This is a genomic window from Streptomyces sp. NPDC001933 (assembly GCF_042890955.1).
GTDB lineage: Bacteria > Actinomycetota > Actinomycetes > Streptomycetales > Streptomycetaceae > Streptomyces.
The window spans coordinates 16124-34749 of record NZ_JBIASS010000020.1; the positions used below are offsets into that span (position 1 = coordinate 16124).

General features: G+C 69.8%; 17 protein-coding genes. 7 read left to right on the top strand and 10 right to left on the bottom strand.

Going from position 1 to position 18626, the window contains the following annotated elements; genetic code table 11:
- Positions 1-109: 109 nt before the first annotated feature.
- From ACFYY7_RS35305 to ACFYY7_RS35330, 6 genes are read right to left on the bottom strand one after another with little or no spacing between them, the layout of a single operon-like run.
- Complete coding sequence (locus ACFYY7_RS35305; protein WP_388667900.1) at positions 110-1525, bottom strand: NAD(P)/FAD-dependent oxidoreductase; 1416 nt, start codon at positions 1523-1525, stop codon at positions 110-112.
- Positions 1526-1549: 24 nt separating this feature from the next.
- Positions 1550-2350, bottom strand: coding sequence for an ABC transporter permease (locus ACFYY7_RS35310; RefSeq protein ID WP_266729399.1), 801 nt, complete (start codon positions 2348-2350; stop codon positions 1550-1552).
- Positions 2350-3279 (bottom strand): ABC transporter permease, encoded by a 930-nt coding sequence (locus ACFYY7_RS35315; protein ID WP_266729400.1) that lies wholly within the window; start codon positions 3277-3279, stop codon positions 2350-2352. The genes ACFYY7_RS35310 and ACFYY7_RS35315 overlap by 1 nt, the downstream gene beginning before the upstream one ends.
- Positions 3276-4442, bottom strand: a complete 1167-nt coding sequence (locus ACFYY7_RS35320; RefSeq protein WP_388667901.1) for an ABC transporter ATP-binding protein — start codon at positions 4440-4442, stop codon at positions 3276-3278. Before ACFYY7_RS35320 ends, ACFYY7_RS35315 begins: the two co-directional genes overlap by 4 nt.
- 55 nt (positions 4443-4497) lie before the next feature.
- Positions 4498-5748, bottom strand: coding sequence for a PotD/PotF family extracellular solute-binding protein (locus ACFYY7_RS35325; RefSeq protein WP_388667902.1), 1251 nt, complete (start codon positions 5746-5748; stop codon positions 4498-4500).
- A 42-nt stretch (positions 5749-5790) separates the two neighbouring features.
- Complete coding sequence (locus tag ACFYY7_RS35330; RefSeq protein ID WP_383721866.1) at positions 5791-7305, bottom strand: gamma-aminobutyraldehyde dehydrogenase; 1515 nt, start codon at positions 7303-7305, stop codon at positions 5791-5793.
- Positions 7306-7521: 216 nt separating this feature from the next.
- On the opposite strand from ACFYY7_RS35330, the gene ACFYY7_RS35335 reads away from it, so the two are divergent.
- A complete protein-coding gene (locus ACFYY7_RS35335; protein ID WP_383722008.1) occupies positions 7522-8061 on the top strand; it encodes an NADAR family protein in 540 nt (179 codons plus the stop codon).
- Between the two features lie 94 nt (positions 8062-8155).
- Here the strand turns inward: ACFYY7_RS35335 and ACFYY7_RS35340 are convergent, their stop codons facing one another.
- On the bottom strand, positions 8156-8884 hold the full coding sequence (locus ACFYY7_RS35340) for a DUF4190 domain-containing protein (RefSeq protein ID WP_388667903.1): 729 nt from the start codon (positions 8882-8884) through the stop codon (positions 8156-8158).
- A gap of 49 nt (positions 8885-8933) precedes the next feature.
- Here ACFYY7_RS35340 and ACFYY7_RS35345 point away from each other — a divergent pair, with 49 nt between their 5' ends.
- The 6 genes from ACFYY7_RS35345 (at position 8934) to ACFYY7_RS35370 (ending at position 15190) form a co-directional block, all read left to right on the top strand.
- Entirely contained in the window at positions 8934-10052 is a 1119-nt protein-coding gene (locus ACFYY7_RS35345; RefSeq protein WP_388667990.1) for an adenosine deaminase, read from the top strand.
- Between the two features lie 22 nt (positions 10053-10074).
- Positions 10075-10779 carry a glycerophosphodiester phosphodiesterase gene (locus tag ACFYY7_RS35350; protein ID WP_388667904.1) on the top strand — a complete coding sequence of 235 codons (705 nt, stop codon included), beginning with the start codon at positions 10075-10077 and terminating at the stop codon, positions 10777-10779.
- A 261-nt stretch (positions 10780-11040) separates the two neighbouring features.
- Complete coding sequence (locus ACFYY7_RS35355; RefSeq protein ID WP_388667905.1) at positions 11041-11841, top strand: SAM-dependent methyltransferase; 801 nt, start codon at positions 11041-11043, stop codon at positions 11839-11841.
- Between the two features lie 76 nt (positions 11842-11917).
- Positions 11918-13132: a sensor histidine kinase gene (locus tag ACFYY7_RS35360; protein ID WP_388667991.1), complete on the top strand. Its 1215-nt coding sequence runs from the start codon at positions 11918-11920 to the stop codon at positions 13130-13132.
- Complete coding sequence (locus ACFYY7_RS35365) at positions 13129-13794, top strand: response regulator (protein ID WP_383721876.1); 666 nt, start codon at positions 13129-13131, stop codon at positions 13792-13794. The genes ACFYY7_RS35360 and ACFYY7_RS35365 overlap by 4 nt, the downstream gene beginning before the upstream one ends.
- 199 nt (positions 13795-13993) lie before the next feature.
- The gene (locus ACFYY7_RS35370; RefSeq protein WP_388667906.1) at positions 13994-15190 is read left to right on the top strand and encodes a serine hydrolase domain-containing protein; all 1197 of its coding nucleotides are present in this window, start codon (positions 13994-13996) and stop codon (positions 15188-15190) included.
- A gap of 1 nt (position 15191) precedes the next feature.
- On the opposite strand, the gene ACFYY7_RS35375 is transcribed toward ACFYY7_RS35370, so the two are convergent.
- The 3 genes from ACFYY7_RS35375 to ACFYY7_RS35385 all read right to left on the bottom strand — a co-directional run bounded on the left by ACFYY7_RS35375 (position 15192) and on the right by ACFYY7_RS35385 (position 18585).
- Positions 15192-15737: a hypothetical protein gene (locus ACFYY7_RS35375; protein WP_388667907.1), complete on the bottom strand. Its 546-nt coding sequence runs from the start codon at positions 15735-15737 to the stop codon at positions 15192-15194.
- Between the two features lie 53 nt (positions 15738-15790).
- A complete protein-coding gene (locus tag ACFYY7_RS35380) occupies positions 15791-16954 on the bottom strand; it encodes a PotD/PotF family extracellular solute-binding protein (protein WP_388667992.1) in 1164 nt (387 codons plus the stop codon).
- Positions 16955-17145: 191 nt separating this feature from the next.
- Positions 17146-18585 (bottom strand): gamma-aminobutyraldehyde dehydrogenase, encoded by a 1440-nt coding sequence (locus ACFYY7_RS35385; protein ID WP_388667908.1) that lies wholly within the window; start codon positions 18583-18585, stop codon positions 17146-17148.
- Between the last annotated feature and the right edge of the window lie 41 nt (positions 18586-18626).

Genomic DNA, 18626 nt, shown 5'->3' on the forward strand with positions numbered 1-18626 from the left:
GCGGGTTCGGGCAACGAATTCACGACAAGCGGGCAGGTCACCCCCGCGGGGGGTGACCTGCCCGTCGTACTCCGCTTTCCTACTCAGTTCTCGTACTCAGCTGCCTTGCTCAGCTGTCGAAGCCGAGTCCCAGCCGGTCCATCGTCCGCAGCCAGAGATTGCGGTGCCCGCCGTTGCTGTCCGCCCTGGCCAGGGACCGCTTGGTGAGCTCGATCCCGGCCCAGGCGAAGGGCTCCGGCGGGAAGGGCATCGGCTTGCTGCGGACCATTTCCAGCGCAGTCCGTTCGTTCTGTTCGCCCGCCAGCAGATCGAGCATCACATCGGCCCCGAAACGGGTGGCGCCGACGCCGAGTCCGGTGAATCCGGCGGCATAGGCGACCCGGCCCTGATGGGCCGTGCCGAAGAACGCGGAAAAGCGCGAACAGGTGTCGATCGCCCCGCCCCAGGCATGGCTGAAACGCACCCCCGCCAATTGCGGGAAACAGTCGAAGAACTGGCCCGCGAGCTTGAGGAAGGTCTCCGGACGCTGATCGAGATCGGCGCTCAGCCGGCCGCCGTACGGATAGATCGCGTCATAGCCGCCCCACAGGATCCGGTTGTCGGACGACAGCCGGAAATAGTGGAACTGATTGGCGCTGTCACCCAGCCCCTGCCGGTTCTTCCAGCCGATGGAGGCGAGCTGGTCCGCGGTGAGCGGCTCGGTCATCAGCGCGTAGTCGTAGACCGGCACGGTGTACGGGCGCACCCGCTTGACCAGCGACGGGAAGATGTTCGTACCGAGCGCCACCCGGCGCGCGAAGACCCTTCCGTACGGGGTGCGGACCGCCATTCCCGTGGTGGACCTGGCCAGTTCGAGGCCCCGGGTGTGCTCGTACACCCGCACGCCCAGGTCGACGCAGGCCTGCTTCAGGCCCCAGGCCAGCTTGGCGGGGTGCAGCATGGCGACGCCCCTGCGGTCCCAGAGTCCGCCCAGGAAGGTCGGTGAGTCGACCTCGGCGCGCAGCGCGTCCCGGTCCAGGAATTCCGTGCCGGTGAAGCCGAGTTTCTCGGTTTCCTGGTGCCATTCCCGGAGCTCTTCGAGCTGGTGCGGTTCGGTGGCGACGTCGATCTCGCCGGTGCGCTCGAATTCGCAGTCGATCGAGTACCGGGCGACGGCGGCCTCGATGGCGTCGAGGTTGCGTTCCCCGAGTTCCTCCAGCTTGTGGATCTCCTCGGGCCAGCGCTCCAGCCCGTTGGGCAGGCCGTGGGTGAGGGAGGCGGCGCAGAATCCGCCGTTGCGGCCCGAGGCGGCCCAGCCCACCTCGTGCCCCTCGATCAGTACGACGTCCCGTTCCGGGTCGCGTTCCTTGGCGATCAGCGCGGTCCACAGTCCGCTGTAGCCGCCGCCGATGACGAGCAGGTCGCAGTGCTCGTCACCGGTGAGTGCGGGCAACGCGCCGGGCTTGCCCGGGTCGTCCAGCCAGAACGAGACGGGCTTCGCGTCGGAGAGTGATTGTGCAGCAGTACGCATGGCAGCTGGGGCCATGGTTTCCAACTCCTTCAGGGCTTTCTATCGTGCGCTGTTCTTGCGCCGGTTCGCGATGAGCTGGCCGACGACGACCACCATCACGGCAATGATGAACATCGCCGTTCCGATGACGTTGATCTGCACGGGCGTGCCGCGCTGTGCCGATCCCCAGACGAACATGGGGAAGGTCACGGTGGAGCCCGCGTTGAAATTGGTGATGATGAAATCGTCGAAGGAGAGCGCGAAGGCGAGCAGCGCTCCCGCGGCGATTCCGGGGGCGGCGATCGGCAGCGTCACCCGCAGGAAGGTCTGCACGGGTCCGGCGTACAGATCGCGGGCCGCCTCCTCCAGCCTCGGGTCCATCGACATCACGCGCGCCTTGACGGCCGTCACGACGAAGCTCAGGCAGAACATGATGTGCGCGATGAGGACCGTCCAGAAGCCCAGCTGCGCGCCCATGTTGAGGAAGAGGGTGAGCAGCGAGGCGGCCATGACGACCTCGGGCATCGCCATCGGCAGGAAGATCAGCGAGTTGATCGCGCCGCGCGCCCGGAAGCGGTAGCGGACCAGCGCGAAGGAGATCATCGTGCCGAGGACGGTCGCGCCGACGGTGGCCCAGACGGCGATCTGCAGGGACAGCGAGAGCGAGCCGCACATGTCGGCGACGCCGCAGGGGTCTTTCCAGGCGTCGAGCGAGAAGCGCTGCCAGGAGTAGTTGAAGCGTCCGTTCGGCTTGTTGAACGAGAACACCATGACGACGATGTTCGGAAGGATCATGTACGCGAGGGTCAGCAGACCCGCGATGACGATCAGATTCCGGCGTATCCAGCGCAGTACGGGCATCAGACCAGGTCCTCCGTCCCGGAGCGGCGGATGTAGACGGTGACCATGATCAGGACGACCGCCATGAGGATGAAGGAGAGCGCGGCCGCCGTCGGATAGTCCAGGACCCGCAGGAACTGGGTCTGGATGACGCTGCCGACCATCTTCGTGTCGGTGGAGCCCAGCAGTTCCGCGTTGACGTAGTCACCGCTGGCCGGGATGAAGGTGAGCAGCGTTCCGGAGACGACACCCGGCATGGAGAGCGGGAAGGTCACCTTGCGGAAGGTGGTGGCGGGGGTGGCGTACAGGTCGCCGGCCGCCTCGTGCAGCCTGCCGTCGATCCGCTCCAGCGAGGTGTAGAGCGGCAGGATCATGAACGGCAGGAAGTTGTACGTGAGACCGCAGACCACCGCCATCGGGGTGGCCAGCACCCGGTTGGACTCGGTCCAGCCGAGCCAGCTGGTGACGTCCAGGACGTGCAGGGTGTTCAGCACGTCGACGACCGCGCCGCCGTCCGCGAGGATCGTCTTCCAGGCGAGCGTGCGGATCAGGAAGCTGGTGAAGAACGGCGCGATGACCAGCACCAGGACGACGTTGCGCCAGCGGCCCGCCTTGAACGCGATGAGGTAGGCGAGCGGGTAGCCGAGCAGCAGGCACAGGATGGTGGCGGTGCCGGCGTACAGCAGGGACCGGACGAACTGCGGGTAGTAGTCGGTCAGCGCGTCCCAGTAGGTCTGGAAGTGCCAGGTGACCTCGAATCCCTTCTCCAGGGATCCGGTCTGCACGGAGGTCGACGCCTGGTAGACCAGCGGCAGCGCGAAGAAGACCAGCAGCCACAGGATGCCGGGGAGCAGCAGCCAGTACGGGACGAGGCGCTTGCGGGTGGAGGGCTTGCGCAGCACGAGCTCCGCCGTGACGGGCGCCGGTGGTGCCTCCTTGGTGACGGTCACGCCGCGTCCTCCACCGTCTCCACGCCGGCGTCGCCCATCGTCCCTGCAAGCATGGACTGGGCGGCGTCCAGTCCGAAGGTGTGCGCGGGGTTCCAGTGCAGAACGACCTCGGCGCCGACCACGAGTCCCGCGCGCCTCTCGACGTTTTGCTCGTACACATGAAGCGCCTTCCCCGCCGGGCTCTCCACCACGTACTGCGTGGACACCCCGATGAAGCTGGAGTCGACGATCCGGCCGGTGACCCGGTTGCGGCCGTCGGCGATCGCGTCCGCGTCGTCGGCGTGCGCGAGCGAGATCTTCTCCGGGCGGACGCCGAGGAGCAGCTTGCCGCCGCTCGTGGTCGGGGCCGTGCACCGGTCGGCGGGCAGCCGCAGCTTCCCGCCGCCCGCCGCCACCACGATGTCGGTGCCCGCGGAGACGGTCTCGCCCTCGATGAGGTTGGAGGTGCCGAGGAAGTTGGCGACGAAGGTCGTCCTGGGGTTCTCGTACAGATCGGCGGGCGCGCCGAGCTGCTCGACGCGGCCCCCGTTCATCACCGCGACGGTGTCGGCCATGGTCATGGCCTCCTCCTGGTCGTGGGTGACGTGGATGAAGGTGATGCCGACCTCGGTCTGGATGCGCTTGAGCTCCAGCTGCATCTGGCGACGCAGCTTGAGGTCGAGGGCGCCGAGCGGCTCGTCGAGCAGGAGCACCTGCGGGTGGTTGATCAGGGCGCGGGCGACGGCGACGCGCTGCTGCTGGCCGCCGGAGAGCTGGTGCGGCTTGCGCTTGGCGAAGTCGCCGAGCTGGACGAGCTCCAGCATCTCGTCGACCTGCTTCTTCACCGACTTGATGCCGCGCCGGCGCAGGCCGAAGGCGACGTTCTCCGTGATGTCGAGGTGCGGGAAGAGCGCGTAGCTCTGGAAGACCGTGTTGACGGGCCGTTTGTACGGGGGAAGCCCGGTGATGTCGCGGCCACCGAGCGAGACCGTGCCGGTGGTCGCCTCCTCCAGGCCCGCGATCATCCGCAGGGTGGTGGTCTTGCCGCAGCCGGACGCGCCGAGCAGCGCGAAGAAGGATCCCTGCGGGACGGTGAGATCGAGCGGCTTGACGGCTTCGAAGGAGCCGTACGTCTTGCTGATCCCGGTGAGGCGGACGTCGCCGCCGGTCTGCTGCTGTGTCATGGATCGCGGTCCCAGTGGTGTCAGAGGGAGATCAGGAGGGGGTGCGGAGCGGCGGTCAGGCGCCGATGAGCTTGGCGAACTTCTCTTCGTACGCCGTCTCTTCCTTGCTGGTCAGAGAGCGGAAGGCGTGCGACCGGGACGCCATCTCCCTGTCCGGGAGGATCAGGACGTTGTCGGCCATCGCCCGGTCGATCTTCGCCAGCTCGTCACGGACCCCGTCGACCGGGCAGACGAAGTTGATGTACGCGGCGAGTTTCGCGGCGACCGACGGCTCGTAGTAGTAGTCGATGAGCTTCTCGGCGTTGGTCTTGTGCCGGGCGTTCACCGGGACCAGCAGGTTGTCGCTGGATATGACGTAACCCGCGGCGGGTATCGCGTACTTGATGTCCGGGTTCCCGGCCTGGAGCTGTATGACGTCGCCGGCCCATCCGACGCAGGCGGCGATGTCGCCCTTGTCGAGGTCCGCGGTGTAGTCGTTGCCGGTGAAGCGGCGGATCTGGTTCTTGTCCACGCCCTTCTGGAGGCGGCCGATCGCGGCGTCGTAGTCGGCGTCGGTGAAGTTGCCGGGGTCCTTGCCCATGTCGAGCAGGGTCATGCCGATGGTGTCGCGCATCTCCGAGAGGAAGCTGACCCGGCCCTTGAGCTTCGGGTCGTCCAGCAGCTGGCTGACGGAGTCGACCTTGCGGCCGCCGGTCGCCTTGGAGTTGTAGGCGATGACGGTGGGGATGCCCGCCCAGGGGTAGGAGTGGGCACGGCCCGGGTCCCAGTCCGGGGACCGGAACTGGGCCGAGAGGTTGGCATAGGCGTGTGGCAGGTTCGACGCGTCGAGCTTCTGCGCCCAGCCGAGCCGGACGATGCGGGCGGCCAGCCAGTCGGTGACGCAGATGATGTCGCGGCCGGTGTCCTGGCCGGCCGCGAGCTGCGGCTTGATCTTGCCGAAGAACTCGACGTTGTCGTTGATGTCCTCGGTGTACTTGACCTTGATCCCGGTGCGCTCGGTGAACGCCTCCAGGGTGGGCCGGTGCTTGCCGTCGTCGGTGACGTCCATGTACTCGGTCCAGTTGGAGAAGTTGATCTGCTTCTCCTCGGCCGAGTGGTCGTCGGACGCCGCGGCGGCATCCCCCTCCCGCTTGGCGGGCGGGATGCCGCACGCGCTCAGCGTGCCCAGTCCGCCGATCGCCAGCGCCCCCATGCCGGAGGCGCGGATCAGCGATCGGCGGGTCAGAGCGCCCCGGCCGTTGGTGAGGCTGCGTCGCATCGCGGCGATCTGGGCCGCGGAGAGGCGCTCGGGCTCGTACTGCTCCATGCGCGTTGCCCTTTCGGGTGTGTGTGGCCGGGGTCGGCCGGCTTATCGGTCCCCGAAGATCGTGCGGTGCCAGTCCTTGCGGGCGACCGCGGTGTTGTCGTACATGACGTGCTTGACCTGTGTGTACTCCTCGAAGGAGTACGAGGACATGTCCTTGCCGAAGCCGCTGGCCTTGTATCCGCCGTGCGGCATCTCGCTGATGATCGGGATGTGGTCGTTGACCCAGACGCAGCCCGCCTTGATCTCGCGGGTGGCGCGGTTGGCGCGGTACAGGTCGCGGCTCCAGGCGGAGGCGGCGAGTCCGTACGGGGTGTCGTTGGCGAGGCGGATGCCCTCGTCGTCGCTGTCGAAGGGCAGCACGACCAGGACCGGGCCGAAGATCTCCGACTGGACGATCTCGCTGTCCTGGGCCGCTCCGGCGACCAGCGTCGGCCGGTAGTAGGCGCCGGCCGCCAGTTCGCCACCGGGGGCCTCGCCGCCGGTGACGACGGTGGCGTACGCGCGGGCCCGCTCGACGAATCCGGCGACCCGGTCGCGCTGGGCGTGGCTGATCAGCGGGCCGAGGTCGGTCGACGGGTCGAAGGGGTCGCCGAGCCGGACGGTCTCCATGAGCTCGGCCACGCCCTGCACGAAGGCGTCGTACAGCGGGCGCTGGACGTAGGCGCGGGTGGCGGCGGTGCAGTCCTGGCCGGTGTTGATGAGCGCTCCGGCGACCGCGCCGTTCACCGCGGCTTCGAGGTCGGCGTCGTCGAAGACCACGAAGGGGGCCTTGCCGCCGAGTTCGAGGTGGAGGCGCTTGACGGTGGAGGTGGCGATCTCCGCGACCCGCTTGCCGACGGCGGTGGAGCCGGTGAAGGAGGTCATCACGACGTCCGGGTGGCCGACGAGGTGCTCGCCGGCATCCTTGCCCGCGCCGGTGACGATGTTGATCACACCGTCGGGGATCCCGGCCCCGGTGGCCGCCTGGGCGAACATCAGCGAGGTCAGCGGGGTGATCTCGGCGGGCTTCAGCACGATCGTGTTGCCCGCGGCGATGGCCGGGAGGATCTTCCAGGCGGCCATCTGGAGCGGGTAGTTCCAGGGCGCGATGGAGCCGACGACGCCGATCGCCTCGCGGCGTACGTACGAGGTGTGGTCGCCGTCGTACTCGGCGGCCGACTTGCCCTCCAGGTGGCGGGCGGCCCCGGCGAAGAAGGAGGTGTTGTCCACGGTGCCGGGCACGTCGAACTCGGTGGAGAGCTTGATCGGCTTGCCGCACTGGAGGGACTCCACGTACGCGAAGTCGTCGGCCTGCTCGGCGAGGACGGCGGCGAAACGGTGCATCGCCTCGGCCCGCTCGGCGGGCGTCGCGCCCGACCAGCCGGGGAACGCCTCGCGTGCGGCCGCCACGGCGGCGTCCACGTCGGCGGTGCCCGCCAGCTCGTAGCGGTAGACGGTCTCGCCCGTCGCCGGGTTCACCACGTCGTGGTGACGTCCCGATGTTCCGGACCGCAGCTTTCCGCCGATGTACTGTGCGCCGTCCGCGAAGCGGTCCCGCACCTGGATGCCGTTGCCCATGACGATCTCCTCCGCCGCGTACCCCGGAGTGCGGGGGCGGCGTAGCCTCTGCTCGATTTGAGTGCCGATCCTGGCAGAGGGGATCTACCCCAACAAGTGATTCCGTTGTTGCCTTTTGGTTACGCGACGGAATCTGTCGACCATGTGTCGCGTCGGTGCAGAAATCCCCGTACGGAGTGTCAGTGGCGAATGCCAGAATCGCATGTCATGGAACACATGGACGATCTCCTCTCGCGGGCCGCACGCGGCGAGAAGGTGAAGTACCTGCACTTCTGGGGGCACCGCCCCCGGCCCGACGGCCGGATCGGTACGAGCTGCCTCAGTCAGTGGTGGCCGTCGCGTTTCACGGTCGACGGCGTGACCTACGCGTCGGCCGAGCACTGGATGATGGCCGGCAAGGCGCGGCTGTTCGGCGATGCGGAGTCGGAGGCCGCGGCGGTGGCGGCGAAGAGCCCGGCGATGGCGAAGAAGGTGGGCCGGCTGGTCCGCGGATTCGACGACGCGGTATGGGAGCGCGAGCGGTACGGATTGGTGGTGGCCGGCAGTGTGCACAAGTTCGGCGGCGATCCGGAGCTGCGGGAGTTCCTGCTGAACACCGGGGACCGGGTGCTGGTCGAGGCGAGCCCGATGGACCGGATCTGGGGCATAGGCCTGGCGGCGGACGACCCGCGGGCGGCGGATCCGGCGAGCTGGCGGGGGCTGAATCTGCTGGGGTTCGCGCTGATGGACGCGCGGGCGGAGCTGCGCGCGTCATGAGGCGCGCCGGACACCTGGCGGCCCGGCGGCCGAAAGCCCGATGGCCCGGCTGCGGGAGCCGGGCCATCGGGAGCGGGACTGACTGCGGGCCCGGCTAGCGGGTGACCTCGAGGACCAGCGACGTGGAGTACGGGTCGTCGTTGTAGGTGCTCTCTTCGAATTCTTCACCGTGGGCGACGAACACCCAGATGAAGAAGCTGATGATCGCGACGCCGAAGACGATGCCGATGGCCCCCATGATGATCCCGGCGAGCGCCTGACCGCTGTTGGTCGCCTCACCGCGCTGCACCCGCTTGCGGCCGAGGATGCCGAAGATCAGGGCCAGTGCGCCCAGGACCAGGCTGGGTATCCCGTAGATGCAGAACAAGCAGACGGCCAGGATGCCGAGCACCATGGCCGCGGTACCCATGCCGTTGGAGGGCGGCGGACCGCCCCAGGGCGCCTGGTTGTAGCCGGGGTACCCCGGGTAGCCGCCGTACTGCGGGACGGGCGGTGCGGCCGGGTAGCCGTACTGGCCCGCGACCGGCGGGACCGGCTGGCCCGGTCCGTTCGGTCCGACCGGCGGCGGCGGAACCTCGCCGGGGCCGGGGCCGAATCCGGGCACCGGCCCGGTCTGCGCCGGCGAACCGAATCCCGGCGGTGTCGAATCAGCGGGTGCGGGGCCGTCCCCGGCGCCCGGCATCGAGGCGACCGTGGGCTGGTTGTGCACAGCGGGCGGGCGGGGATCGCCGGCCGGCTTCTCCAGCGGCACCTTGCTGTCCGGCGGAGCCCACGGATCGCGCGGCGCGGCCCCACCCTCTGGCTGCTCTGTGTTGTCTGACATGGGCCTCCCCCATCGTGGTCCCGTCATGCTACGGCCCCGCCGCGCACCGATGGGCCCGGCCTACGATGATCCCCGTCCCCTGCCCGGCCAACCATGCCCGGCACCCGAACCGTTCCACGCCCCGGAGAGTCCGATGACCGATCTGCACCCCTTCATCGCGGGGCTGCCCAAGGCCGAGCTGCATGTCCACCACGTCGGGTCCGCCTCTCCGCGTATCGTCGCCGAGCTGGCCGCGCACCACCCCGACTCCAAGGTCCCCACCGACCCGGAGGCGCTCGCCGACTACTTCACCTTCACGGACTTCGGGCACTTCATCGAGGTGTACCTCTCCGTCGTGGACCTGATCCGCACCCCGGAGGACGTCCGCCTGCTGACCTTCGAGGTCGCCCGCGACATGGCGCGGCAGAACATCCGTTACGCGGAACTCACGGTGACCCCGTTCTCCTCGACCCGGCGCGGCATTCCGGAGCAGGCGTTCATGGAGGCGATAGAGGACGCCCGCAAGGCCGCCGAGGCCGAGCTGGGTGTCGTGCTGCGCTGGTGCTTCGACATTCCCGGCGAGGCCGGGCTCGAATCGGCCGAGGAGACCGCCCGGCTCGCCGTGGACCTGCGGCCCGAGGGGCTGGTCTCGTTCGGTCTCGGCGGTCCGGAGATCGGTGTGGAGCGCCCGCAGTTCAAGCCCTACTTCGACCGGGCGATCGCCGCGGGCCTGCACTCGGTGCCGCATGCCGGGGAGACCACCGGCCCGCAGACCGTCTGGGACGCCCTGATCCACCTGCGCGCCGAGCGCATCGGCCACGGCACCAGCTCCGTCCAGGACCCGAAGCTGCTGGCCCACCTCGCCGAGCACCGCATCCCGCTGGAGGTCTGCCCGACCTCGAACATCGCGACCCGTGCGGTGGCGGACATCGAGCAGCACCCGGTCAGGGAGATGGTGGACGCGGGCGTCCTGGTCACCATCAACAGCGACGACCCGCCGATGTTCGGCACCGACCTCAACAACGAGTACGCGGTGGCCGCCCGCCTCCTCGCTCTGGACGAGCGGGGTCTCGCGTCGCTGGCGAAGAACGCCGTCGAGGCGTCGTACCTCGACGCGGCCGGCAAGCGGAGGCTGGCCGCCGAGATCGACACGTACACGGCCAACTGGCTGGGGCGCGCGGGCCGGTGATCCCGGTGGCCACAATGGCCCCATGGTCACCTCAGTCACCGCCGTGGCCCACCGCGGCGATCCCTACCGTGTCCGCGAGAACACGGTGCCCTCGATCCGCTCAGCGCTCGGACGAGGGGCGGACGCGGTCGAGATCGATGTACGGCTCACCCGGGACGGCGTGCCGGTCCTGCTGCACGACGCCACACTGAAGCGGCTGTGGGGTCACGATGTGCGGCTCGACCGGCTGACCCACGCGGAGCTCACCGAGCTGACCCGGGGCGGCGTGCCCACCCTGCGCGAGGCGCTGCTCGCCGCCGGGGCGCATCGCGTCATGGTCGATCTGCCGGGCTCGACGGACGGCTCCGTGCCGAGGATCGTCGGTGTCGTGCGCGAGTGCGGTGCCGGTGAGCGGGCGTACTACTGCGCGGGGGCCGGGGCGATGCTCCGGGTCCGGGCCGCCGACCCGAGCGCCGAGATCGCCCTGACCTGGACGAGTCTCGCGCCGCCGCGCGCCGCGCTGCTCGACGCGGTGCGGCCGCGCTGGCTGAACTACCGGTTCGGCCTGGTGGACCCGGAACTGACCCGGCGGCTGCACCGGGACGGGCTGCTGGTCTCCGCCTGGACGGCCGACACCAGGCGGACCATGCGCCGCCTCGTCCGGCACGGCGTCGACTCGATCACCACCAACCGGGTCGACGTCCTGCACGATGTCCTCGCCAACTCCCCTGCGGAACACCCTCGTTGACGGTCCGGCAGCACGGGCCCGCCGGGCCGCTCCCGCCGGAGTCCGGCTCATGGCCGCGCCGATCCGCGCCTGTCGACCGGTCCGGCATCATGGCCGCACCAAACCACTCCCGTCGACCGGTCCGGCATCATGGCCGCACCAAACCACTCCCGTCGACCGGTCCGGCATCATGGCCGCACCCAACCACTCCCGTCGACCGGTCCGGCATCATGGGCCCGCCCCGTCGTCCGTGATGCGGGCCCGGCGCAGGAGGAGAGCGACATGACCGATCCCCGCACCACCCCCGTCCCCGACCGCATCCGTACCGACGTCGCCCACAACGCGCGGGTCTGGAACCACTGGCTGGGCGGCACGGACAACCACCCCGTGGACCGCGCGGTCGGCGACCGGGTCACGGCCATGTACCCGAACATCGGCGAAGTGGCGCGCGCCGACCGGGCGTTCCTGGATCGGGCGGTCCGCTATCTGGCCGGTGAGGCGGGGATCAGGCAGTTCCTGGACATCGGCACCGGCCTGCCGAGCGCCGGCAACACCCACGAGGTCGCCCGGCGCACCGCGCCCGACTGTCGCGTCGTGTATGTCGACAACGATCCGACGGTGCTGGCGCTCGCCCGGACGCTGCTCGCCGGATCGCCGCAGGGCGCGACCGAGTACGTCGACGCGGACGCCCGCGACCCGGAGCGGATCCTGCGGGCGGCGCAGCCGACGCTCGACCTGGGGCGGCCGGTCGCGGTCATGCTCCTGGGCATTCTGAACTTCGTGCTCGACACGGACGAGGCACGGCGCATCGTCCGCACACTGATGGACGCGCTGCCCTCGGGCAGCCATCTGGTGCTCACCCATCCCACGCTGGAGCTGGGCGGCGAGGGCAACGAGGCAGCGATGCGGTTCTGGAACGAGAACGCCACCCCGCCGATCACCGCCCGCACCCGCGCCGAGTTCGCCGCGTTCCTGACCGGGCTCGACCTCGTGGACCCGGGCGTCGTGTCGTGCGCGCACTGGCGCGGCGAGCCCGGTGCGGCACAGGTCGCGCAGTTCGGCGTGGTTGCGCGGAAGCCCTGAGGGCGCCGGTCCGATGCGCATACGGGACATCACCGCGAGAGTGCCGGGACTCGCCCCGGGGGCCGGCCGCCTCGGCATGGACCTGCTCATCGTTCTTCTGGTCCAGGCCGCCATGACCATGCCGTTCGTCGTGCCGCGCGCCCCGGAGCTGCCGGAGGCGACGTGGACGTCGTACGGGCTGACCACCCTGATGGTGCTGCCGCTGGTGGCCCGCCGCCGGGCGCCGGTGGCGGTCCTCATCGCGGTGCTGGCCGCCGGCGCCCTGTACACGTTCACCGTCGACGGGCCGGGTCAGCCGCTCCCGTACACCGGTCTCGTGGCGTTCTACACGGTGGCCGAGCTCTCCTCGCCGCCGAAGCGGATCGGGATCGCGGCGCTCACGGTGGCGGCGGTGCTGTTCTCGGTCGGACTCGACGGCGAGGACATGCGGGAGCTGCTCTTCTCCCTGTTCGTGTTCGCGGCGGCCTACGCCTTCGGCCGGTTCACGGTGACGCGCAGGGCCTATCTGCGCGCGGTGGAGGACCGGGCCCGTCAGCTGGAACTGACGCACCGGATCGAGGCCGAACAGGCGGCGGCCCGCGAACGGGCCCGGATCGCCCGGGAGATGCACGACATCCTGTCCCATGCGGTGAGCCTGATGATCGTGCAGGCGGAGGCGGGACCGGTGGCGGTCCGCACGGCGCCGGAGCGTGCCGAGGCGGCCTTCGACGCGATCTCGGAGGCGGGCCGGGACGCGATGGCGCAGCTGCGCCGGATGCTCGGCGTACTGCGCGAGAACGAGGGCGCGCCGGACGCGCCGCGGGAGCCGCAGCCCTCGCTGGCCGGACTGCCGGGGCTCGTGGAGCGGGTGCGCGGCAGCGGTCCGGCAGTCTCGTACGAGGTCACGGGCAGCCCCGGCTCACTGGACCTGGCGGTCGAGGCGACCGTCTACCGGATCGTGCAGGAGGCGCTGACGAACGTGGTCAGGCACGCGGACGCGAGCACGGTCGGCGTCCGGCTGGAGCACGGAAGCGACGCGCTGACGCTCACCGTCACCGACGACGGACGGGGCCCCGGGGGAGGCGCGGGGCTGGGGCTGATCGGCATCCGGGAGCGGGCCGCCGCGCACGGCGGCACGGCCGGTACCGGCCCCGGTCCGGACGGGCGGGGGTTCCGGGTCCGGGTGACGATCCCGCGGGCCCGGCCGGCGACAGAGGCAGGGGCAGAAGCAGGGACAGGGACAGGGGCAGAGGCGGAGACAGGGGTGGAGACGAAGATGGAGAAGAAACAGGGGACAGAGGTGGGAAGTTGACGATCCGTGTGGTGGTGGCCGACGACCAGGAGCTGGTACGCAGCGGCTTCGCGATGATCCTGGACGCGCAGCCGGACATCGAGGTGGTGGCCGAGGCGGGCGACGGCCGGGCGGCGGTCGAAGCGGTACGGCGGCTGGCGCCCGACGTGGCGCTGCTCGACATCCGGATGCCCGGCACGGACGGCATCGAGGCCTGCCGCACCATCAGCGCCGGGACCGGCTGCCGGACGGTCATGCTGACCACCTTCGACTCCGACGAGTACGTCTACGAGGCCCTGCACGCGGGCGCGAGCGGTTTCCTGCTCAAGGACGTCCGCCGCGACGACCTGGTGCACGCGGTACGGGTGGTGGCGGCCGGGGACTCGTTGCTGGCTCCTTCGGTGGCGCGCCGGCTGATCGCCGAGTACACCTCGCGCCCGCCGGCCGCGGCCGTGGCACCGTCGGCGCGCCTGGACGTACTGACCGCCCGGGAGCGCGAGACGCTGCTGCACCTGGCCCGTGGGCTGTCGAACGCGGAGATCGCGGCGGCGCTGGTCGTCAGCGAGCACACGGTGAAGACCCATGTCGGCAATGTGCTGTCCAAGCTGGGGCTGCGTGACCGGATCCAGGCGGTGATCTGCGCATACGAGTGCGGTGTCGTGACTCCCTCTCCGGAATCGTGACCCCCTCTCCGGCTCCGGTCGTGACGCTGTCTCCAGCCGTGTCTCCCTCTCCGGGGGGAGGTCCGGCATCCGGCTCCCCCGCGCAGGGGAGCCCGCCTCCCCCGGGCAAACCCCCGGGCGGGGGATCCGCCCGGGGGTGCTGATCAACAGGATGGAGTCCGTGAGCAGTTGAGGATTCCACGCCCAGGAGGCACCCGTCATGAACGTCCGCATGTCCAGCACCGCCCTCGCAGCCGCGCTCGTCCTCGGCATCGCCGCGGGCCCCGCCTCACCGGCCCTGGCAGCCGGTACCGGCGCCTCGGCGGCCGCAGGGCACTGGGCGCAGAGGGCTCCCGTCACAAATGCTCCGGACGCCGAGGCGCTGCGGTCCGCCATCGCCGGCCTCCCGAAGGACGATGCCACGGCCGCGCTGGTGCGGGTCTCGGGCTCCGGGGGCAACTGGCGGGGCAGCTCCGGCGTCCACGACCTGGCCTCCGGGCAGCCGGCGGACCCGGACGGCCGCTTCCGGGCCGGTTCGGTGACCAAGGTCTTCACGGCGGCCGTCGTGCTTCAGCTGGCCGAGGAGGGCAGGCTCGGTCTGGACCGCCCGGTCCGGCGCTATCTGCCGGATCTGATCCCGGCGGCGTACAAGGACGTCACAGTGCGCCAGCTGCTGAACCACACGAGCGGCATCCCGTCCGTCGGCTCCGGCGGCGACCTGGACGACTGGTACGCGCACCGCTTCGACCTGCACGACCCGGAGCGGACCGTGCGCGAAGCCACCTCCCTGGAGCCGGACTTCGTGCCCGGCACCCAGCAGCACTACGCCAACATCGGCTACACCGTGGCGGGCCTGCTGATCGAGCGGGTCACGGGCGACACCTACGCCTCGCAGGTCTCCCGCCGCGTCCTGGAGCCCCTGCACCTGAAGGACACGTACTTCCCCGGCACCGACCCGGCGATCCGCGGACCGCACAACCACGGCTACCAGCTCTTCGGCACGGGCGAGCTGCGCGATGTGACGGTGTGGGGGGCGACGGACGCCTGGGCGGCAGGCGACCTGATCTCGACCACCGCTGACCTGGAGCGTTTCACCCGGGCGCTGTTCGGCGGGCGGGTGGTGCGCGGTCCGCTGCTCCAGGAGATGTTCACGCTGCCCGACGCCTCGGTGCGTGAGTACGGCACGGGCAAGCCCGCCGCGTACAGCGCGGGTCTCTCGGTGATGCGGCTGGGCGGACGCGAGGTCTGGGGCAAGACAGGTGGCCGCTGGGGCTACAACACCGTCGTCGCGGCCACCCGTGATCTCTCCCGGACCCTCGTCTACAGCGTCAACTCGACGGACGCGAAGGGGGACGGCATGAACCCCACGGCGATGAACATAGTCGTGGCCGCCTTCGGCGCCCCGTCGGCCGGGTGACTCAGAGAGCCTGAGCGGTCGCCGCGGCGGGCTCCGGCCGCGGTGCCCCCTCCAGGGCCTCCAGCCGCTTGATCATGCGGCGCACCACGAGCAGCGGGATCACCCCGAAGACGCCGAACGACATGTCGATGACCGACCACCAGAAGGGGATACCTCGGATGGGTCCGCAGATCAGCGCGAGCGGGATGATCCCGGCGCAGGCGATCATGCCGAACTCTATGACCCAGATGTTGCGGACCGGGTCGCGGTAGGGGCCGTAGAAGGCGACCGCGATGACCAGGTGCGCGAAGGCCAGCCAGTCGGTGCCGTACAGCACGAAGGGGTACTTCGCGTCGGCCTCGTCGAGGCCGGCGCGGACCTTGGTGATCCACTCCATCAGTGCCGGGAAGTGCTCCGGAACGGGAGAGGCCGAGGACCTCAGCAGGTCCTCGGCCCAGTGGAGTTCATGGACGAGCGGAAAGGCTGTCAGCCCGCTCAGCACCAGACAGACGATAAAGACGGCCAACCACACGCGTATGCGCCTCAGCAGGGCTCTTCGCTCGCTCATGTCCGCAGCGTACGCCCGCGTTTACCGGCCTCTTTCGCCACCCCTGGTACGGCTCACAGCCCGACTATGGCGTTCCACTTCTTCGCGAACTCGGTACGTTCCTCGGACGTGACGTCGCGGGCGGTCGCGAGCCGCTTGCGCATCGCGTCGTCGGGGAAGATCAGCGGGTCCTCGGCGAGCTCGGCGGTCTCCTTGTCCTTGGCGGAGGCCAGCACCTCGCGGGCGGCCGGGACGGGGCAGACGTAGTTGACCCAGGCCGCCAGCTCGGCGGCGACCTCCGGCTCGTAGTAGTAGTCGACGAGCCGCTCCGCGTTGCGCTTGTGGCGCGCGAGGTTGGGGATCATGAGCGATTCCGACCAGAGCTCGCCCCCCTCCTCGGGGACCACGAACTCGATCTCCGGGTTGTCGGCCTGGAGCTGGATGACGTCGCCGGAGTAGGCCTGGCAGGCGAGCACATCGCCGGTCGACAGGTCCTTGATGTAGTCGTTGCCGGTGAAGCGGCGGATGTGCCGCTTCTTCACCAGCTTCTCGACCTGTTCGCACACCTGGTAGAAGTCGTCCCGCTGCCAGTGGGTGACGTCGACTCCGTTGCCCAGCATCAGCAGGCCGAAGGACTCGTCGAACCCGGACAACAGCGTCACCTTGCCGCGCAGGTCGTCCGCCCACAGATCACTCAGGTGCTTGATCTCGCGGCCGAGCTTCTTGCGGTTGTACGCGATGCCGGTGATCCCGGACTGCCAGGGGACGCTGTGCATCCGGCCCTTGTCGAAGGCGGGCGAACGCAGCTGCGGGTCCAGATACTTGGCGACGTTCGGCTGCTTCGCCCGGTCCATCTCCTGCACCCAGCCCAGCCGTACGAACCGGGCGGACATCCAGTCGCTGACGACGATCAGGTCCCGGCCGGTCTCCTGGTGATTCATCAGCGCCGGGCTGATCTTCCCGAAGAACTCGTCGTTGTCGTTGATCTCCTCGGTGTACGTGACGGAGATCCCGGTCCGCCTGCCGAACGCGTCGAGGGTGGGCCGCTTCGACTGGTCCTCGTCGTCGGTGTCGATGTAGAGGGGCCAGTTCGCGAACTGCAGGCTGTGGTCGCTCGCCGAGGTGTCGCGTCCGGCGCGGTCACCGGGTTCCACATAGGCGGCGGGCACTCCGCAGCCGGCCAGCGTGACACCGGCGGCCGTGGCTCCGAAGGCGCGCAGCAGGGACCGGCGGGACATGGGGTTCTTCGGGGTTGCTCGCACCTGCGCAGGATGCCGGTCGGCCGGCGGCGCGGGCAATGGACCAACCGTCCAGCGCCACCCGCTCCGTCCGCACACCCTGTCGATGCGGGCGCGACGGTACGGCCCCGAGGGAACGGGAACGGCCCCGGGCGGGTGCCCGGGGCCGTTACCTGCCTGCTGACGGGATATCAGTCGTCGAGCGAGGTCATGACGTGCTTGATGCGGGTGTAGTCCTCGAAGCCGTACGCGGAGAGGTCCTTGCCGTAGCCGGACTTCTTGAAGCCGCCGTGCGGCATCTCGGCGACGAGCGGGATGTGGGTGTTGATCCACACGCAGCCGAAGTCGAGGTTCTTGGACATCCGCATGGCGCGGGCGTGGTCCTTGGTCCACACCGAGGAGGCGAGGGCGTACTCGACGCCATTGGCGTACTCCACGGCCTGGGCCTCGTCGGTGAACTTCTGGACGGTGATGACCGGGCCGAAAACCTCGTTCTGGATGATCTCGTCGTCCTGCTTGAGGCCGGAGACGACGGTCGGGGCGTAGAAGTAGCCCTTGTCGCCGACCCGGTGGCCGCCCGCCTCGACCTTGGCGTGGGCGGGGAGCCGCTCGATGAAGCCACTGACCTGCTTCAGCTGGTTGGCGTTGTTGAGCGGGCCGTAGAGCACGTCCTCGTCGTCCGGCTGCCCCGTCTTGGTGTCGGCGGCGGCCTTGGCGAGCGCGGTGACGAACTCGTCGTGGATGGACTCGTGGACCAGGACGCGGGTCGCGGCCGTGCAGTCCTGACCGGCGTTGAAGTAACCCGCGACGGAGATGCCCTCGACGGCCTTGGCGATGTCGGTGTCCTCGAACACGACGACCGGGGCCTTGCCGCCGAGCTCCAGGTGGACCCGCTTGACGTCCTTGGAGGCGGACTCGGCGACCTGCATGCCGGCCCGTACCGAGCCGGTGATGGAGGCCATCGCCGGGGTCTGGTGCTCGACCATCGCGCGGCCGGTGTCCCGGTCGCCGCAGATGACGTTGAAGACGCCCTTGGGCAGGATCTGGCCGATGATCTCGGCGATCAGCACGGTCGACGCCGGGGTGGTGTCGGACGGCTTGATGACGACGGTGTTGCCCGCGGCGAGCGCCGGGGCGAACTTCCAGACGGCCATCATCATCGGGTAGTTCCACGGCGCGACCTGCGCGCAGACGCCGACCGGCTCACGCCGGATGATGGAGGTCAGACCCTCCATGTACTCGCCGGCCGAGCGGCCTTCGAGCAGCCGGGCCGCACCCGCGAAGAAGCGGATCTGGTCCACCATCGGCGGGACCTCTTCGGTACGGGTCAGTTCGAGCGGCTTGCCCGTGTTCTCCGACTCGGCGGCGATGAGGTCCTCGGCGCGCTCCTCGAAGGCGTCCGCGATCTTCAGCAGGGCCTTCTGGCGCTCGGCGGGCGTGGCGTCGCGCCAGGCGGGGAAAGCGGCCGCGGCGGCGTCCATCGCGGCATCGACATCGGCCTGCCCGGAGAGCGGCGAGGTCGCGTAGACCTCTTCCGTCACCGGGTTGATCACATCGATGGTCCGCCCGTCAGCGGCGTCCCGGAATTCTCCGTTGATGTAGTTGCGCAGACGGCGCACCTCGGTGGTCACAACCACCCCTCCTGTCGACACGTCCAATGGGTGAGATGCCC

Excerpts from the sequence above, each read along its gene's own strand:
- ACFYY7_RS35305 (WP_388667900.1), bottom strand. The coding sequence starts at position 1,525 with ATGGCCCCAGCTGCCATGCGTACTGCTGCACAATCACTCTCCGACGCG.
- ACFYY7_RS35310 (WP_266729399.1), bottom strand. The coding sequence starts at position 2,350 with ATGCCCGTACTGCGCTGGATACGCCGGAATCTGATCGTCATCGCGGGT.
- ACFYY7_RS35320 (WP_388667901.1), bottom strand. The coding sequence starts at position 4,442 with ATGACACAGCAGCAGACCGGCGGCGACGTCCGCCTCACCGGGATCAGC.
- ACFYY7_RS35325 (WP_388667902.1), bottom strand. The coding sequence starts at position 5,748 with ATGGAGCAGTACGAGCCCGAGCGCCTCTCCGCGGCCCAGATCGCCGCG.
- ACFYY7_RS35330 (WP_383721866.1), bottom strand. The coding sequence starts at position 7,305 with ATGGGCAACGGCATCCAGGTGCGGGACCGCTTCGCGGACGGCGCACAG.
- ACFYY7_RS35335 (WP_383722008.1), top strand. The coding sequence starts at position 7,522 with ATGGACGATCTCCTCTCGCGGGCCGCACGCGGCGAGAAGGTGAAGTAC.
- ACFYY7_RS35340 (WP_388667903.1), bottom strand. The coding sequence starts at position 8,884 with ATGTCAGACAACACAGAGCAGCCAGAGGGTGGGGCCGCGCCGCGCGAT.
- ACFYY7_RS35345 (WP_388667990.1), top strand. The coding sequence starts at position 8,934 with ATGGGCCCGGCCTACGATGATCCCCGTCCCCTGCCCGGCCAACCATGC.
- ACFYY7_RS35350 (WP_388667904.1), top strand. The coding sequence starts at position 10,075 with ATGGTCACCTCAGTCACCGCCGTGGCCCACCGCGGCGATCCCTACCGT.
- ACFYY7_RS35355 (WP_388667905.1), top strand. The coding sequence starts at position 11,041 with ATGACCGATCCCCGCACCACCCCCGTCCCCGACCGCATCCGTACCGAC.
- ACFYY7_RS35360 (WP_388667991.1), top strand. The coding sequence starts at position 11,918 with ATGGACCTGCTCATCGTTCTTCTGGTCCAGGCCGCCATGACCATGCCG.
- ACFYY7_RS35370 (WP_388667906.1), top strand. The coding sequence starts at position 13,994 with ATGAACGTCCGCATGTCCAGCACCGCCCTCGCAGCCGCGCTCGTCCTC.
- ACFYY7_RS35375 (WP_388667907.1), bottom strand. The coding sequence starts at position 15,737 with ATGAGCGAGCGAAGAGCCCTGCTGAGGCGCATACGCGTGTGGTTGGCC.
- ACFYY7_RS35380 (WP_388667992.1), bottom strand. The coding sequence starts at position 16,954 with ATGTCCCGCCGGTCCCTGCTGCGCGCCTTCGGAGCCACGGCCGCCGGT.